The organism is Roseivirga sp. AWQ4_251 (genome assembly GCF_056158225.1).
Genome location: NZ_JBSWSW010000002.1, coordinates 688,867 through 706,006, shown reverse-complemented (window position 1 = coordinate 706,006; position 17,140 = coordinate 688,867). Strand labels below are relative to the sequence as shown.

Annotated in this window: 17 protein-coding genes and 1 tRNA gene; 15 read left to right on the top strand and 3 right to left on the bottom strand. The window is 41.1% G+C overall.

The genetic code is table 11. From position 1 onward, the window contains the following. Positions 1–13 precede the first annotated feature (13 nt). Entirely contained in the window at positions 14–2,983 is a 2,970-nt protein-coding gene (locus ACXACJ_RS17290; protein ID WP_475135665.1) for a glycosyltransferase family 117 protein, read from the bottom strand. A gap of 203 nt (positions 2,984–3,186) precedes the next feature. Continuing rightward, positions 3,187–3,831, bottom strand: coding sequence for a hypothetical protein (locus tag ACXACJ_RS17285; RefSeq protein WP_475135664.1), 645 nt, complete (start codon positions 3,829–3,831; stop codon positions 3,187–3,189). 129 nt (positions 3,832–3,960) lie between these two features. Between ACXACJ_RS17285 and ACXACJ_RS17280 the strand changes: the two genes are divergently transcribed. From ACXACJ_RS17280 to ACXACJ_RS17230, 11 genes are all read left to right on the top strand, one after another. Then, positions 3,961–5,163 carry a tetratricopeptide repeat protein gene (locus ACXACJ_RS17280; RefSeq protein ID WP_475135663.1) on the top strand — a complete coding sequence of 401 codons (1,203 nt, stop codon included), beginning with the start codon at positions 3,961–3,963 and terminating at the stop codon, positions 5,161–5,163. An 84-nt stretch (positions 5,164–5,247) separates the two neighbouring features. Continuing rightward, a complete protein-coding gene (locus ACXACJ_RS17275) occupies positions 5,248–5,733 on the top strand; it encodes an Lrp/AsnC family transcriptional regulator (protein WP_475135662.1) in 486 nt (161 codons plus the stop codon). A gap of 8 nt (positions 5,734–5,741) precedes the next feature. After that, positions 5,742–6,248, top strand: a complete 507-nt coding sequence (locus ACXACJ_RS17270; protein ID WP_475135661.1) for a phosphoribosyltransferase family protein — start codon at positions 5,742–5,744, stop codon at positions 6,246–6,248. A gap of 30 nt (positions 6,249–6,278) precedes the next feature. Continuing rightward, on the top strand, positions 6,279–7,103 hold the full coding sequence (locus ACXACJ_RS17265; RefSeq protein WP_475135660.1) for a mechanosensitive ion channel family protein: 825 nt from the start codon (positions 6,279–6,281) through the stop codon (positions 7,101–7,103). 68 nt (positions 7,104–7,171) lie between these two features. Continuing rightward, positions 7,172–7,990: a 3-methyl-2-oxobutanoate hydroxymethyltransferase gene (gene panB, locus ACXACJ_RS17260; RefSeq protein WP_475135659.1), complete on the top strand. Its 819-nt coding sequence runs from the start codon at positions 7,172–7,174 to the stop codon at positions 7,988–7,990. A gap of 135 nt (positions 7,991–8,125) precedes the next feature. Next, positions 8,126–9,352, top strand: coding sequence for an NADP-dependent isocitrate dehydrogenase (gene icd / locus ACXACJ_RS17255; RefSeq protein WP_475135658.1), 1,227 nt, complete (start codon positions 8,126–8,128; stop codon positions 9,350–9,352). A 51-nt stretch (positions 9,353–9,403) separates the two neighbouring features. Next, the gene (locus ACXACJ_RS17250; RefSeq protein ID WP_475135657.1) at positions 9,404–10,033 is read left to right on the top strand and encodes an LON peptidase substrate-binding domain-containing protein; all 630 of its coding nucleotides are present in this window, start codon (positions 9,404–9,406) and stop codon (positions 10,031–10,033) included. Between the two features lie 6 nt (positions 10,034–10,039). Further along, complete coding sequence (locus tag ACXACJ_RS17245) at positions 10,040–10,504, top strand: NADH-quinone oxidoreductase subunit A (protein ID WP_475135656.1); 465 nt, start codon at positions 10,040–10,042, stop codon at positions 10,502–10,504. After that, on the top strand, positions 10,504–11,031 hold the full coding sequence (locus ACXACJ_RS17240) for an NADH-quinone oxidoreductase subunit B (protein WP_475135655.1): 528 nt from the start codon (positions 10,504–10,506) through the stop codon (positions 11,029–11,031). The genes ACXACJ_RS17245 and ACXACJ_RS17240 overlap by 1 nt, the downstream gene beginning before the upstream one ends. After that, positions 11,028–11,513 (top strand): NADH-quinone oxidoreductase subunit C, encoded by a 486-nt coding sequence (locus ACXACJ_RS17235; protein ID WP_475135654.1) that lies wholly within the window; start codon positions 11,028–11,030, stop codon positions 11,511–11,513. Before ACXACJ_RS17240 ends, ACXACJ_RS17235 begins: the two co-directional genes overlap by 4 nt. Continuing rightward, the gene (locus ACXACJ_RS17230) at positions 11,513–12,730 is read left to right on the top strand and encodes an NADH-quinone oxidoreductase subunit D (protein WP_475135653.1); all 1,218 of its coding nucleotides are present in this window, start codon (positions 11,513–11,515) and stop codon (positions 12,728–12,730) included. Before ACXACJ_RS17235 ends, ACXACJ_RS17230 begins: the two co-directional genes overlap by 1 nt. Before the next feature lie 57 nt (positions 12,731–12,787). Here the strand turns inward: ACXACJ_RS17230 and ACXACJ_RS17225 are convergent, their stop codons facing one another. Next, positions 12,788–13,363, bottom strand: coding sequence for a hypothetical protein (locus ACXACJ_RS17225; RefSeq protein WP_475135652.1), 576 nt, complete (start codon positions 13,361–13,363; stop codon positions 12,788–12,790). Positions 13,364–13,597: 234 nt separating this feature from the next. Between ACXACJ_RS17225 and ACXACJ_RS17220 the strand changes: the two genes are divergently transcribed. The 4 genes from ACXACJ_RS17220 to ACXACJ_RS17205 all read left to right on the top strand — a co-directional run bounded on the left by ACXACJ_RS17220 (position 13,598) and on the right by ACXACJ_RS17205 (position 17,140). Beyond that, a tRNA-Lys gene (locus ACXACJ_RS17220) sits at positions 13,598–13,670 on the top strand. Between the two features lie 254 nt (positions 13,671–13,924). Continuing rightward, a complete protein-coding gene (murI, locus tag ACXACJ_RS17215) occupies positions 13,925–14,731 on the top strand; it encodes a glutamate racemase (protein ID WP_475135651.1) in 807 nt (268 codons plus the stop codon). 121 nt (positions 14,732–14,852) lie between these two features. Beyond that, the gene (locus ACXACJ_RS17210) at positions 14,853–15,950 is read left to right on the top strand and encodes a complex I subunit 1/NuoH family protein (RefSeq protein ID WP_475135650.1); all 1,098 of its coding nucleotides are present in this window, start codon (positions 14,853–14,855) and stop codon (positions 15,948–15,950) included. Continuing rightward, entirely contained in the window at positions 15,947–17,140 is a 1,194-nt protein-coding gene (locus tag ACXACJ_RS17205; protein WP_475135649.1) for a 4Fe-4S dicluster domain-containing protein, read from the top strand. Before ACXACJ_RS17210 ends, ACXACJ_RS17205 begins: the two co-directional genes overlap by 4 nt.

Below are 17,140 nucleotides of genomic sequence, written 5' to 3'. Positions count from 1 at the left end.
CTATTTTATTTTCTTAGAAATTACTTCTGTCCATTTCAAGCAGAATGCTTTGGCCATTAAGCATTTCCCTAACGGCATTGGCTTGTTCTGCGTGTCCAGACTGTTGGAAGATGGATTGTAAATACTGAAGCCCGTTCAAGTATTTTCTGAATTCATAATCGTAACGACCTTTCTTCTGCTGGTAAGTAGCCATTTCGTCAAACATTTTGGCTATTTCCATTCCCATTTCGATGGCTTTTTCTTCTTTGCCCAGCTCCATATACGCCTGAACAAAACTTACTGAGGCAATGTCGTATGGCAAAGATTCTTTAGGCATTACTTTTTCAGCATAATCCAAAACCTCAACAGCTTTAGTAGAGTCGCCTTCCACCATTAAGCCTTCAGATAAGGTTGTGAACATTGATCTTGTGTTCTGAACAAAGCCTCTGTAATCAGCGTTCAAGTTGGCTTTAGGATCGTCTAAGCCTCTGAACTGGAATTTGTTCATCACGTTGTCATACATCAAATCGGTGTTCACCAATTCTCTTCTGTCCGATGGTTTTCTTACAGGAAGAAGTCTGTAAGCCATTCCTTCTTGAACCAAATAAGGATCAACATTAAATGGTACAGAATTCACAGAAGTGTAATTGAAGTAGATTGGACGCTCCCAATTGTTTGTCGCAATAAGGTCGAGCATCATCAAATGGCCTTTCTCCAAGAAGTTTTCGCCCTGATTGAATGTAAAGTACATTTCGTCAGTTTCGAACTTTTTAAGTTCAGCCGGAACAATGCCCATTTGATTTACTTTGGCAGTATCTACTTTTAGCATCAACGATCTGGCAGGCACGGTATTAATAGTGCTTCCGCTTCCCAAAGTCATTTTTAAGCCTTCGTAGTTTTTATCAATCAAGTTGATGAAATCTTTCAGCCCAATGGCTCTGTTTTTGAACTGAGGCCTTTCTTGAACATACAAATAGTCGTTTGTGCCTTGGCGGTAGTTTTCAATGTCCAAAGTATAAGGGAACGGCTCAGAGTTGTTCATTTTCATTTTGGTTTGATCTACATACCAGTCCGTATTGTAATAACTGAGTACGATTACTCTTACATCAGTTCTAAAGCCTTCAACTTCTTGTACATACCAAAGAGGAAAAGTATCGTTGTCACCTCCCGTAAACAGAATGGCGTTTGGCGCACATGAAGCCAAGAAATTTCTTGCAGAATCAACAGAGAAATATCTGTTCTTTCTATCGTGATCGTCCCAGTTTTCGGCAATAAGAATTACAGGTGAAATCATGCAAACGGCAATGGCTGCGGCAACTAAGGCTTTTCCTCTATTGATAAGCGCACGGCCTATGGCGAGCACAGCAAAACCAATCCAAATGGCAAACACATAGTAAGAACCGGCATAAATGTAATCTCTTTCCCTTGGTTCTACCGGAGGCGAGTTAAGGTAAATCACCAAGGCCAAACCTGTCAAAATAAAGAACATCAACGTGGCCAAAAATCGCTTAGGGTCTCGGTTGAATTGGAAGAAGAAACCGATTATTCCTAGAATTAGCGGAATGGCAAAATACTGGTTTCTTGACTTGTTGTTTTTGATGAAGTCAGGAACATCCTTATTGCCTTCCCAAGGCCTTAACCAATCGGCATCCTGAATATCACTTTCCCTACCTGCAAAATTGAACATGAAATAACGCATGTACATATGCCCAATTTGATGAGAGAACATAAAGGCCATATTGTCTAAGAAGGTTGGTTTTTCACCTTCTCTTAATCCTGTAATAGCCATGTATTTTTGCTTGTGTGCTGGCTGAGAACTGTACATCCTAGGCAAGAAAGTTTTCCAAGCAGGGTCGTATTCAGTCTCTATTTTATAGTCAGAAATTCTGTATTCATCGTCAGCTTTATAGTAAACAGGAGCTCCTTGTTTAGTTTCTGGCTGCGGTGCGTTAAAATATTGACCATACAACAACGGACGGCTACCATATTGCTCTCTTTTTAGATAAGAGATAAAGGTCATCACGTTTTCAGGGTTGTTTTGGTCGATAGGCGGGTTTTCCTTCGATCTGATCAAAATTACAGCATAACAAGAGTAGCCAATCAAAACAAAAGTGAGTCCCAACATAATGGTGTTCACCGTAACCCATTCTTTCTTGCGAGTCCATTTTAGGCCAAAAACAATAGCCGTAATAATGATGGCAACTAAGAATAACGCTCCTGAACCAAACGGTAAGCCAAGGGTGTTCACAAATGTGATTTCGAAGGCGCCTGCAATACTTGGTAAACCAGGAATGATGAATGAGTTAATTACCCAAATCAAGAAAAGGGAAACGCCCATAGCGCCAAAACCGCCTTTCCAGGTTGGGTTAGGGTATTTTTTGAAATAATAGATTAAGCCTAATGCTGGCAAAGCTACAAGTCCCAAAAGGTGGGCACCAATAGAAAGACCTAACATATAGAAAATCAATACAATCCATTTATTAGCTGTGCTTTCATCTTTTACTAATTCCCATTTGAGCATGGCCCAAAACACGAATGCAGTAAAGAAGGATGACATACCGTAAACTTCGCCTTCTTCCGCAGAAAACCAGAAGGAATCGGTAAAAGCAAAACTTAAGGCTCCAACGGCTCCTGCTCCTAAAAGAAGCCATTTTTGAATATCAGTTTCTTTGCCTAATTCAGCATCAATAAGTTTTCTGCCCAACATTACGATGGTCCAGAATAAGAAAAGGATCGCAAAAGCACTGGAAAATACACTCACCATGTTAATCCAGTAAGCCACTTTGGTTACATCGCCAAAAGCAAAAAAGGAGAAAAGGCGGCCTATGAGCATGTAAAGCGGAGCCCCCGGAGGGTGAGATACCTCAAGTTTGTAGGCAATGGCAATAAATTCACCTGAATCCCAGAAACTGGCGGTTCGTTCTACTGTGAGTACATAGACAATCAGCGAAACGAAAAAAATTATCCATCCGGTGAGATTGTTGATTTTCTTAAAATCTGTCATTTCAACATTTTTATGAAGCGTGAAATAGGGCTCTACTTGAGGTTACAAGGGCGCGTAATGACACACTAAAGCAATTAAAAACTTATTCGCAGGGCGTGAAATTAGTAAATTTTCGATTCAAGAAGGGTTAATTTTTATTAATCGTTTTACCCCTGCCGAAATGCGGATTTTTAGAATTGGGCTTTGCCCGAAACTTCTCTCTATCAGTCTGAAACTCCTAAATAGAACCAAAGCCAAAAGAAGAACAGCGGAACGTATGTGGTAAACACAATTGCATTGGCTACTGACTTCTTTTTGCGAGCGGCAAAGTCGATTCCAAAGCAGAGTAAAATCCAATAGCCTACTTCAAAAAGATTCAGCTGCGTGTTTACATACCAGTATTTTTCGGCCACATTTTGGTGGTTAAAAAGGTTCATGTAGGAAAGCGGGTAAAATGCTTTTACATCCCAGTAGGTTGGATTGGTGTCAACAAAAAGAAACCAAAGCAGTTTTATAACGGTCGGGATAAAGAAAATTAGTTCGGCAAATAAGGCGACATGCCAACATTGCTTGAAGGTAACTTTGTAGCCCCATAAAAAGCAGCCCGTCCACAAAATAAAGCCAACTAAAGTGATTTTAAAGCCGTAGTAAAGCGGAATGCCAAGGTAGCTTAGGTTGGATATAATCTTGAAAATCAGCAATTGAGAGCCTTCCATAAACTGGAAAGCGGGGATTTCATTAATAATAAAGGTTTGGCTGATGAACTGTAGCAATAGCGCGACAATGCAGATGAGCAGAAAAAGAGCAGTTTTATTAATAGAGGCATACTCTCTTACTCTGATTTCTAAAGGGCTAAGTTCTCTAGGCATTCTCAATCATTTTAAGCAAAACTACGATTAATGTGTTTATGCAATAATAAAAATAGATAAGCGTATTGGGAATCAGCTGTGTGGCAGTACTTTTGCACGGCCGTTGCGTACCATAGAAGTTAAATGGGTGTGAAAAGAATACTTAAAGGCATAATTGTGGCAAGCTTGGTGCTTTCTTGTTTCGGAGCTCAGGCGCAGGTGGATAAGAGGAAGGTGGAGAATGATACGGCTAAGTATTTATTGCTCAACATGAATTTACAGCTTGAAATTACTCAAGCGATTGATTCCATGTACAACTTCAATTTCCATCAGGCCGAAGTAGCCTTTGATTGGATTAAGTACAACTATCCCGAACATCCCCTTGGCTATTTTCTTTATGGTATCAGCACTTGGTGGCAAATGATGCCAAACCTAGAAAAGGAAGGCCCTTTGGGAGAGGAGTTTCTGGCTTATATGGACACCGCCATTGTAAAAGCAGAAGCGATGGTAAAAGAAGATGAAGACAATATAGAGGCTAATTTCTTTTTGGCAGGTTCATATGGTTTTCAAGGCCGTTACCATTCCGAAAAACACAACTGGGGAAGAGCAACCAACGCAGGGCGACTTGCTTTAAAATATTTAGAAAAAACGCAGGGTAACGAAAGTTTTAGCCCTGAAATACTGTTTGGAGACGCGCTATTCAACTACTATTCTGTATGGATTAGGGAAGAATATCCACTGCTTAGGCCTGTGCTTATGTTCTTTCAAAAAGGAGATAAAGAGCTTGGCGTAAAACAAATGGAAGAAGTCGCATCGAATGCATTCTATACCCGTATGGAGGCCATTTATTTCTTGATGAGAATAAAGGCTTTTGAGCTCAATCAAACTTTTGAGGCTTTACGATGGGCTGAATTCATTTATGAGAAGTACCCAAACAACCCCTATTTTCATCGGTTTTATGCCAGAATGTTGTATACAGCTGGCCAGTTTTCAAAAGCTGAAAAGGTTTCTTTAGAAATTATCTCAAGAATAGAATCGGGAAGAGCGGGCTATGAAGAAATGAGTGGAAGATATGCCAATTTCTTTTTGGCGTCTATCAATAAAAGTAGAAACGACTGGAATGCTGCAGAGCCTTATTATCTGAAAACCATCGCCTATTCTAATGCTTTGGATATGAAGGAATCGGGTTACTACATCTATTCCTTGCTTTCGCTGGCGCAACACTATGTAGATGTTGGCCGATACGAGGAAGCATCTCCTATGCTGGATAAGATCAGAGATGAAACTCGCAGAAAGGACGATGCAAACAAGCAAGCAAGAGAGTTACAAAGGGAGATACGCAAGAAGACCTAATCATAAAGGTATTCTGAGAGTAACATTATAGTTATTCTTTAATTGACTATTTTAACAAAATATTATTTTGCAAAGAGTGGAAAAATGAGTTTAAGTATTAAGTTGGACAAGATAGATCGCAAGATTTTAGAAATTTTGCAATCGAATGCGAAAATCACTAATGCGCAATTGTCTAAGGAAATTGGTCTGTCGCCAGCACCAACCTTAGAAAGAGTGAAAAAGCTTGAAACATCAGGCATTATCAAGAGCTACCATGCAAAGCTCGACAATGATAAAATTGGTTTAGGCGTAAGTACTTTTGTGTATGTAACCCTTAAGGGTCATAACAGAGGCAACATCGATATTTTCTTAGCGGAAATTGAAAAAATTGATGAAGTAATTGAGTGCCACCACATTACAGGTTCTGGTGATTTCATTCTTAAAATTATTGCGGCCGATATCGCCTCTTACCAAAAACTAATGTTGGAGCGTGTAAGTGATATATCTGTGGTGGACAACTTGCAGTCCATGGTGATACTTTCTACTTTTAAGGATAGTAAAGTAATGCCAATTCCAAAGGCTAACGCCTAATATCATATATGCCAAAAGAAAAAAAGAGGATTCTCGATCGCGCCCAAATCGATCAAAAAATCCGTAGAATGGCCTACGAAATTTATGAGCAAAACCACGACCGCGAAGAAATTATCCTAGCGGGAGTGGCTGCTAACGGGCTTAAAATTTCTGAAAAACTAAAAACAGAACTCGAACAAATCTCGGGTATTCGAGTTCATGTGGTTAAGCTGAATGTGGAAAAGGATTCTCCCGTTCAGCCTCAAGTGGAGTTCACGGACTTCCCTCAGGCATCCGACCAAGTTACCCTTATTCTTGTCGATGATGTTCTAAATTCTGGCCGCACTATGATATATACCCTTTACCCTTTTCTTAAAAAAGGAGTTCAGAAAATTCAAACTGCCGTATTGGTAAACCGAAGTCATAAGCGTTTTCCTATTTCAGTAGATTACAAAGGGCTAGAATTAGCAACAACCATTCAGGAACATATAGAGGTTAACTTGTCTGAAGAAGACTACGCGGCTTACTTATATTGACGAAATTTTAATCAAACAGAACCTTAAAAAATGAACGAAGAAACCTTAGAGGGTCTTAAAGAACAATTGTGGCGTTTACTGGTGGACTATGGCTTAAAAGTGATTGGAGCCGTTTTAGTTCTCATAGTGGGAATGTGGGTAATCAAGTTTTTAGTTAAAACCATAACTAAAACTTTATCGAAAAGAGGAGTCGATCCTACCATTATTCCTACCCTAAGAGGCGTCACAAAATTTGTATTAGTTGCCATATTAATAGTAGCCTGTGCGGGCATTGTGGGTATTCAGCCAACCGGTTTAGTAGCTGTTTTGGGTGCTGCAGGTTTAGCCATAGGTTTAGCGCTTCAGGGCAGTTTAAGTAACTTTGCAGGTGGTATTTTAATTCTCACTTTAAAGCCGTTTAAAGCCGGTGATTATGTAGATATTGACGGTACTGGCGGTACTGTAACGGGTGTTTCCATTATCAATACCATGTTGAAAACCCCAGACCACATTACCATTTTTCTGCCTAATGGAAAAGTGGCGAGCGCTGTCATTAAAAACTATTCCATGGAATCTACCCGAAGATGGGATAAGGTTTTCGGAATTGGTTATGATGACGATTTTGAAAAGGCGAAAAGCATTATTCTGAAAATAATAGAAGAGGACGAGCGTTTTTTGAAAGATCCAGCGCCTTTTGTAAGAGTAGGTAATTTGGGCGATAGCAGTGTAGACATCACCGTTAGGGCTTGGGTGAATTCTTCGGATTACTGGCCTGTAAACTGGGATATGATAGAAAGGGTGAAGAAAGAGTTCGATAACCAAGGAATTTCTATTCCTTATCCTCAAACTGATGTACATTTGTACAACCAAAAATAACTGTCAATAAGACTTTACGATAACAAGAAGGGGTAAATAGCTATATTTACCCCTTTAATTTTATAGATATGTCTATTCATAAATCTGAAATAAAAAAGGTTACCACGCATCAAATTCAAGCCATGAAGGATAGAGGGGAGAAGATTTCCATGCTTACCTCTTACGATTATTCCATGGCATCTTTGGTAGATGAGGCGGGTGTCGACATTATTCTTGTAGGCGACTCTGCTTCTAATGTAATGGCTGGCCACGAAACCACTTTGCCTATTACGCTGGATCAAATGATTTATCATGCGAGTTCAGTCATCAGAGCGGTGAAAAGAGCCTTTGTGGTGGTAGATATTCCTTTTGGTTCTTACCAGGGCAACAGTTCCGAAGCGCTTCGTTCAGCCATTCGAATTATGAAGGAATCGGGTGCACACAGCGTGAAAATGGAAGGTGGTGCTGAAATCAAAGAATCCATTACACGCGTTTTGAGTGCGGGTGTTCCAGTAATGGGGCATTTGGGGCTTACGCCTCAATCCATTTACAAATTTGGAACTTACGCTGTTCGGGCTAAGGAAGAAGAAGAAGCTGAAAAGTTGATTAGCGATGCCAAGCTTTTGGAAGAATGCGGATGTTTCGCCATTGTTTTGGAGAAAATACCTGCGCAATTGGCCAAAAGAGTTTCTGAAGAAGTGAACATTCCTATCATAGGTATCGGAGCTGGCCCATATGTAGATGGGCAAGTGCTGGTAATTCACGATATGTTGGGCCTCACTACAGAATTTAAACCTCGTTTTCTAAGGCAATATGCCGATGTCGGAACGACTATAAAAGAGGCTGTTAGCAACTATGTGAAGGATGTGAAGGATAAAGATTTCCCTAACGAAAAGGAAAGTTACTAGCAGATTGACCTATTTTTTTTATAATTGCCCCGCTTTTGTGGTCTTCTCCTAGGCCGTAAAGGAACTTTTGGGCGGGATAAAATCCTTACCTTAGGGCATAAAATTTTATACACTCATAAATAACCGTTAACTGAAATGAGCGAACAAAAAATAACCATTAGCAACGGAGTTTTAAACGTGCCTGATAACCCAACCATTCCTTTTATCGAGGGTGATGGAACGGGTGTTGACATCTGGCCAGCTGCAAAAAATGTATTAGATAGTGCCGTAGCAAAAGCTTACAATGGCTCAAAAAATATAGTTTGGAAAGAAGTTTTAGCTGGAGAAAAAGCATTCAACGAAACCGGTGAATGGATGCCAGCCGCAACTCTTGATGCTTTTAGAGAATACTTGGTGGGTATTAAAGGGCCATTAACCACGCCAGTGGGTGGTGGAATTCGTTCGTTAAATGTGGCTTTGCGTCAAGAATTAGATCTTTACGCTTGCGTGCGACCAGTAAGATGGTTTGACGGAACTCCTTCTCCGGTAAAAGAACCAGGTTTGTGCGACATGGTGATTTTCAGAGAAAACACTGAAGATATTTATGCGGGTATCGAGTTCCAACAAGGTACTGAAGATGCAAATAAGTTTGCTTCCCTGTTGAAGGAAAACTTCCCAGCGTTATTCAAAAAAGTAAGATTCCCTGACACTGCAGGTTACGGTATTAAGCCGGTTTCTGAAGAAGGAACCCATAGATTAGTGAAGAGCGCGATTGACTACGCTTTTGCTCAGAAAAGAGATTCAGTTACTTTGGTTCACAAAGGTAACATCATGAAATTCACCGAAGGTGCATTCAAGTCTTGGGGATATGAGTTGGCGAAAAACGAATATGGCGCTCAAGATTACGAAGGTGGCCCATGGCAAATCATCGAGAAAGACGGTCATAAAGTAATTATCAAAGATGTGATTGCAGACGCTTTCTTGCAGCAGATTTTGTTGAGACCAGCTGAGTATTCAGTAATTGCTACTTTGAACTTGAATGGCGATTATGTTTCTGATGCATTGGCTGCCATTGTTGGTGGTATCGGAATTGCGCCAGGTGCAAACATCAACTACATAAGTGGAAACGCTATTTTTGAAGCTACTCATGGAACGGCTCCAAAATACGCGGGTCAAGATAAAGTGAATCCAGGTTCAGTGATTCTTTCTGGTGCCATGATGTTAGAATACATGGGCTGGCAAGAAGCTGCCGATTTGATTTACAAAGGACTTGAGGCGTCAATTGCTTCTAAAAGAGTAACCTACGATTTCGAACGTTTAATGGATGGAGCAACGCTCCTCAAATGCTCTGAATTCGGAGAAGAGATTGTGAAAAACATGTAAACAAAAAGCCCCGAAAGGGGCTTTTCTTTTTTAGAACCATTCAGAATGCCTATGGAGGAATTTCTTCCTTTTTTTCCGCTCAAACTTGTCGTTTTCCCAAACGAAAAACTCAATCTTCATATTTTCGAACCCCGTTATAAGCAACTTATCAATGAATGCCTAGCGAGTGGAGCAAGTTTTGGAATTCCTGTTTTCAATGATGGAATAATGGAGTTTGGCTCTGAAGTAAAAGTTGAAAAACTGGTGAAGACTTACGAGAACGGGGAGATGGACATCAGCGTAAGGTGCCAAAGAGTTTTTGAGCTGATCACTTTTCAAGAGAAGGTTGAAGGCAAGCTATATTCAGGTGGAAAAGTAAGCTTTATCGAAAATGTTGAAGATGGCGATCCTGTTCGTTGGATGTACCTTAAGCAACTGGCCACTCTGTTGGTTGAAATTCTTAAAATGGAAGATAAACTTCATGTCGCTCAATTAACACAAGAATTTGAGTTGGCTCATAAATTGGGACTATCTTTGGAGCAGGAATACGATATGCTTCAAATGGTGAAGCAATCGGAAAGGTTCGAATATATGATCAATCATATGGAAAGAGCGATTCCGATTGTTCGCGAAATGGAAAAGGCCAAAGAACGCATCCAGATGAATGGCCACTTTCAGCATATCGATCCGCTGAAGTTTTAAATGCTTATGATAGAGCCAAATCTTAGTGAATTTGCTACAATTTTGATTTTCCTTTTAGGGGCTGGCATTTTCGTTACCATCGGGTTGACAGCTGCTAAATTGATTCGGCCAAACAGGCCCAATTACGAGAAATTGACAACTTACGAATCGGGTGAAGAAACCATTGGTTCGGCTTGGGGGCAATTCAATATCAAATTCTATATTGTCGCGCTTATCTTTCTTCTTTTCGAAGTAGAAATCATTTATCTATTTCCCTGGGCTGTTATTTTTGGCGATAAGGAATTGATTGAAGGAACAGATTCCGCTTGGGCATGGTTTGCCATATCAGAAATGTTCGTTTTCATTTTTGTGCTGGCCCTTGGTTTGGCCTACGCATGGAGAAAGGGGTATTTGGATTGGGTAAAACCCATCAATAAAACTTCAGCGTTTAAATCACCAATTCCTGAAGACGCATATAAACAATTCAAGTAGTGGGCTTATTAGATCAACAATTGGGAAAAGGTGGCATCATTGTCGCCAAATTGGAAGACCTTATCAATTGGGCTAGGCTTTCGTCCATGTGGCCTTTAGCCTTTGGAACGGCCTGTTGTGCCATTGAATTTATGGGCGCGCAATCTAATCCCTATGATTTGGATCGTTTTGGGATCGTGCCTTTTGCCAGTCCGCGCCAAACGGATGTGATGATCGTGGCGGGAACGGTCACCTTTAAAATGGCCGACCGCGTGAGAAGGCTTTACGAGCAAATGGCCGAGCCTCGTTATGTGGTTTCAATGGGGTCATGCTCAAATTGTGGAGGCCCTTATTGGGAACATGGTTACCATGTGGTAAAAGGCGTAGATAGGATTGTGCCTGTAGACGTTTACGTTCCGGGTTGTCCTCCTCGTCCCGAAGCGCTTATTGGTGGTTTGCTAAAGCTTCGCGAAAAAATAAGGCAGGAAACCATTGTGGCGCCAACTGCAATTGAAAAGCTCTTGGAGCAGAAAGGGCAAGAAGTATGACTTTTGAAGAAATAATTTCCCTTATAAACGAAAATTTGGGAGAAGAAATCATTCTGAAAACGGATGAAAAAGCTTCGCCTAAAGCCATTATGGTGGCCGATGAAAATCTGCTAGAACTGATGGCTTTTCTTCAGGCAGACCCTCAGTTGTACTTCGATTCTCTTTCTTGTGTTACGGGCCTCGATAATGGGCCTGAAGCAAACACTATGGAGATGATTTATAATCTTTATTCCATCCCTTTCGGTCATCATTTAATGGTGAAAATTGAGTTGAATAGAGAAAAACCCGAAGTCGAATCCCTTTCCTCACTATGGAAAACGGCTGATTGGCAAGAGCGCGAAGTGTTCGATATGTATGGTATTCATATCAAAAATCATCCTGATTTAAGAAGGATTTTAATGCCAGCCGATTGGCAAGGCTTTCCTCTTAGAAAGGATTATGAGCAACAAGAATATTACAGAGGCATAAAAGTAAAATACTAGTGGCCAACCAAGTTCAATACATATTTGATAAGGAAAACCTTAGAAAATCAGAACCTCAGAAGTTTAAGGAGCAAGACCTCAGGCGAGAGGAAATGATCATTAACATTGGTCCGCAGCACCCTTCAACACACGGAGTGCTAAGGTTGGAGGTGTTGGCTAAGGGCGAAGAAATTATTGAAGTTGTTCCGCACTTAGGTTATTTACATCGTTGCTTCGAAAAACATGCGGAAAATCTGCCTTACAACCAGGTGATTCCTTTTGTGGATCGTATGGATTATTTGGCGGCAATGAATACCGAACATGCTTATGCTATGGGCGTAGAGCGAATGTTGGGTATGGAAGAAGTTATTCCCAAAAGGGTAGAATACATTAGGGTTTTAGTTGCGGAATTAAACCGTTTGGCGTCACATTTTATTGCCATTGGTTCTTACGGAATGGACATTGGTGCCGTAACCGCATTTTTCTGGATGACCCGTGATAGAGAGCACATTGTTCGCTTGTTGGAATGGGCTTCTGGCGCTCGCATGCTTTACAATTACATTTGGATTGGAGGCTTGTTCTACGACTTGCCCGTGGGTTTTGAAGGACGCTGTAAAGAATTTACTGCGTATCTAAAGCCTAAATTGGACGAGATGGAGCGCGTAGTAATCGAGAATAAAATCTTTGTAGACAGAACCGCAAATGTTGGGGTTTTGCCTGCCGATTTGGCGATAAACTACGGTATAACAGGCCCAATGCTTCGTGGTTCGGGCTTGAAGTATGACCTCAGAAGAGTGGATGGCTATTCCGTTTATCCTGAAATAGATTTCGAGATTCCAGTAGGGAAAGGAGAGATGGGCACTTTGGGCGATTGCTGGGACAGAACTTGGGTTCGGATGAAGGAATGCTACGAGTTTGTCAAAATAATTGACCAGTGTTTGGAGAAGCTCACGGGTGAACACAAAAGAACGCGTGACTTTGATCCTAGGGCGTTGGCTCCCAAAAAGATAAGACCTAAAGCTCAGGATTTATATGTGCGGGCAGAAAACCCTAAAGGCGAAACCGGATTCTTTTTCCGTGCGGATGGTCGTTCCGATATTCCTTTTCGCTGTAAAGCAAGAGGTGCCAGCTTTGTGAACCTTTCCATCATCAATGAATTAGCCCGAGGTGGCCTCATTGCCGATTTGATTGCTGTAATAGGCTCTATCGATATCGTTTTGGGTGAAGTCGATCGGTAGTCTGTAGAAGAATGAAGCAGGTTTCAGCATTGTAAAACCTGCTCAAGGTTGATTTTCTTAAGGAAGAATCTTCAAGTTGTTTTCTCTGATGTATGCTCTTTCAGACTTCCATTTGATTTCTACCCAAATATCCTTGTGTCCAACTACTTCCACTTTGTGGCCCTCGCCAGTAACTTCAAGTAGATCTGCGCCAGCCGATGGGCCTTTCATCAAATAGGCATTCGCTGAAGAAATGATCGCTTTTTGAGGCAATCCAGAAAAGTTGATAAGATAAACCGCCAAAAGAAGAACAGCTACCAAGCCAAGGCTCAAGCCTGCAGATCTTTCATTCAATTTCTTTTTGCGTTTTAAAATCATGGCCAAAATCAAAATGCCAAGCGCTAAAGTGACAAGCACAAAATAGTTACGGTTCTCATCAAAGAACTTTAGAAAAAGATCATAGTCATTGGTGGAGTAGCCTTCAAGCCTATTGGCTTCGGCCATTTCGTTCATTTTGGTAAGCACTCTTTTGTCTGAAGTGAGCTTGTAATAGTTGTTTAATGTGAAAAGCGCGTTGCCTAAATCGCCCGTGCTTTCATAAACAAATGCCATTTTTAGCAGCATAGCAGGCGAAGCCTCCTCATGTTGACGCATGATTTTTTCATAAATCGGCAACGACTGTGTGTATTTCTTTTGCTGAAATAAAGAATCAGCTTTTTTTAGTTCTTTCGTAACTTCCTGTGCATTAACGTTTTGAAAAGAAACGAATAAACAAATTAAAATGAATGTGAGAAATTTGAATCTAGAGCTTTGCATTTAATTAATTACCTCTTACCTTTGCACTCGCAATTAAGGAAAACGACCTTAATCAACCAAGAAAAACTTATTGATCTGGTAGCTCAGCTGGTAGAGCATAACACTTTTAATGTTAGGGTCCTGGGTTCGAACCCCAGCCAGATCACTTCCTTGAAGCCTCGGACTTTCCGGGGCTTTTTTATTGCCGTTCCCTCTAAAACTTTTTTTCAAAACATTTACAATTTTTGGGTTTGGCATAGCTGCAAGATAGAGTTCAATGTTTGAGCAACCGCACCTTTCACATTATTTAACGGCAGGCCAAAAAATAATTTGAATCACCAGTTCTTTAGAATGCCGTGAAATTTTCTGGGTTTGCATCGTTTACAATTTGCAGCTTTAAAATACCTTCGCAATCTTTCTATGATGAACACACAGCCCATCGGGATTTTCGATAGTGGAATGGGAGGCCTTACCGTTGCTCATGCCGTTAAAAACCTTTTGCCAGAAGAGCAGCTCGTTTATTTTGGCGATAGCGCGCACTTGCCTTATGGCGATAAGTCTGCGGCCACCATTCAGGCTTATTCGGTAAAGATTTGTGATGTTTTACTTCAGCAGGGCTGCAAAGTCATTCTTATTGCTTGCAATTCGGCTTCTGCGGCCGCTTATGAGCTTGTAAAAGCCTATGTGGGCAGCAAGGCCAAAGTCTTGAATGTAATCGATCCTGTGGTGGAATATGTAGGCGAAAAGTATAACGACACTACAATCGGACTGATCGGGACAAAGCAAACTGTGGGTTCTGGGGTTTATTCTGAAAAAATAAAGGCCAAAAATCCAACAATTGAACTTGGCGCGTTGGCTACACCGCTGCTTGTGCCTATGATAGAAGAAGGATTTTATAAAAACGAAATCTCTGAGCAAATCATTGAGCAGTATTTAGTGCGAGAAGAACTTGAAGGAATTGAGGCGTTGATTTTAGGCTGCACGCATTATCCTTTGATCAAAAAGCAGGTTGCCGCTTTTTTCAAAAACCAGATTGAAGTAATCAACTCTTCTTCTATAGTGGCTGCGGCTTTAAAGGAATTGCTTCTTGAAAATGAATTGCTTTCTGAAAAAAGAGAAGCGAAAAACAAGTTCTTGGTTTCAGATTTTACCCCTTCATTTCAGGCTGCTGCCGAACTTTTCTTTCAAGAAGAAATCAAGCTTCAGAAACATATTTTGTGGGAATAAGTTGTGCCTTAAAACACCTAACGGGGTGCTAAAGATTATTATCCTACAAATCTTGTAGACTTTAAGGTATTTGTTAACAAATTATATGCTTTCTTTGCATCAAACAACGGCTTAACGCAGCGTGTACGCATTTCTATTCTTTTTAAATTTCGTACTCATCTACACTATTTTCGCAGTTTATGCCGAAAGAAAAATCTCTGCTTTTATTCAGGATAGATATGGGCCAATGGAAACGGGGCCTTATGGCTTGCTGCAAACCATAGCCGATTTAATGAAGCTGTTGCAAAAGGAAGACATTGTTCCTTTAGCGGCCGACAAAAAATTATTCAAACCTGCGCCTCTTATTATTTTTACTGCGGTTTTAGCGGGTTTTGCTGTGTTGCCTGTTACACCTGGCTTTGGAGGTTCTGCCATTGAAACCGGGATTTTCTATTTGCTAGCCATCGTTTCTTTGGATGTGGTTGGGATTCTCATGGCTGGTTGGGGGTCAAATAGTAAATACGCCATTCTGGGAGCTATGCGTTCGGTAGCCCAAATCATTTCTTATGAAATTCCTTTGGGGCTCACCGTGGTTTGCGTGATTATGGTTTCACAATCTTTAAACCTTCAAGAAATTGTTTTTCAACAAGGCATATTCATCAATGAAGTAGATCCGGAAGCTCAAAACTACCTTTTCGGTATTAAGGCCTTGGGAATCAATATTACTGAAGTTGGAGGCTTTTTGACCTGGAATATTTTCAGAGTGCCAATTTTCTTCATTGCTTACTTGATATTCTTTATCGCGTCTTTGGCGGAAGCGAATCGCGCTCCTTTCGATATTCCTATTGCCGAATCGGAACTTGTGGCAGGCTTTCATACAGAATATTCTGGTTTTCGTTGGGCCATGATCATGCTTTCAGAATACGGAATCATGCTTCTGGTTTCTTTCCTCGGTGCTATTCTTTTCTTAGGCGGATGGAACACTCCTCTTCCCAACATTGGGCCGGTAGCCTTGGCAGATTGGACTAGTGGAACGCCAGGAGCTTGGTCGGGGCATTTATGGGGAGGTTTCTGGTTAATATCCAAAGCCTTGTTTACGGTGGCAGTCCAAATGTGGATTCGTTGGACATACCCACGTTTACGCCTTGACCAACTGATGAATCTAAGCTGGAAGTACCTTACTCCTGCTGCTATAATTTTGGTATTGCTAAGCGCATTGTGGAGATTGCTGATGATATGAGTAACTACTGGAAAAATATCGCCACAGCTACTAAAACCTTAAAAGAAGGCCTTAAAGTGACTTTTGAGCACATGAAGGACGCGACTACTCAGCGCGATCCTTTGTATGTGGATGAAGAAAATTACTTTGAGAAGCAAAATGCGATTTTCACCACTCAGTATCCGAAAGAATCTATTCCGGTGCCTGATAACGGCCGTTATAAGCTCCACAATGAAATTGATGATTGCATTGTGTGCGACAAATGCGCCAAGGTTTGCCCGGTAAATTGTATAGACATTGAGCCGGTTAGAGCTGTGGAAGAAATTGGAAAAACTTCCGATGGAACGTCAAAACGAATCTACGCGGCCAAGTTCAACATCGATATGGCTAAATGCTGCTTCTGCGGTTTATGTACTACGGTTTGCCCTACGGAATGCCTTACCATGACCAAGGAATTCGATTTTAGCGCTTTCGATTTTGAAGAGCATAATTTTGCTTTTGCTGAAATGACTCCCTTGGAGATTTTGGAGAAGAAGCAAGAACTGGAAGAATTCAATAAAAAGAAAGAGGAAGAAAAAGCTATTGCGGCAGCTTTGAAAGAAAGGCAAGCTGAGCAAACTTCTAGCCCCAGTGAAGAGCCGAAAAGGCCTTCTGCAAAACCTGCCTTTAGGCCTCGACCTATGGCGAAACCAAAAACTTCTTCCGAAACTTCAGAAGAAGGAGCAAAGCCTGTTCGGCCTAAAATGGCGATGAAGCCTAAAATTCAACCTAAATCAGAAGAAAGCACAGAACAAAAGCCTGAAGCAGCTAAACCTGCTCGTCCAAAGGTTCCGATGAAACCACGGATTCCTTCTGCGCCAAAATCGGAACAACCTAGTGAAGAAGCTAAGCCTAAACCAAGGCCTGTGATGAGACCTAAGATTCAGGTTAAAAAAGCGGATGAGCCAAAAGCTGAAGAAAGCTCGGATACTCCAAAACCTGCAAGGCCTAAAATCCCGATGAAGCCCAAAATTCCAACAGAACAAAAAGCTGAGTTTGTGGATAATGAGCCCAAGGCTAAACCGAGGCCAGTTATTCGGCCTAAAATTCAAGTGAAGAAAAGCGAGGAAGAGCAGGAAACGCCAAAGCCAGCTCGACCTAAAATACCTATGAGGCCAAAAGTCCAGCCTAGAAAATCGGATGAGGAAAATCAAGAAGGTAGGGAGGAATAA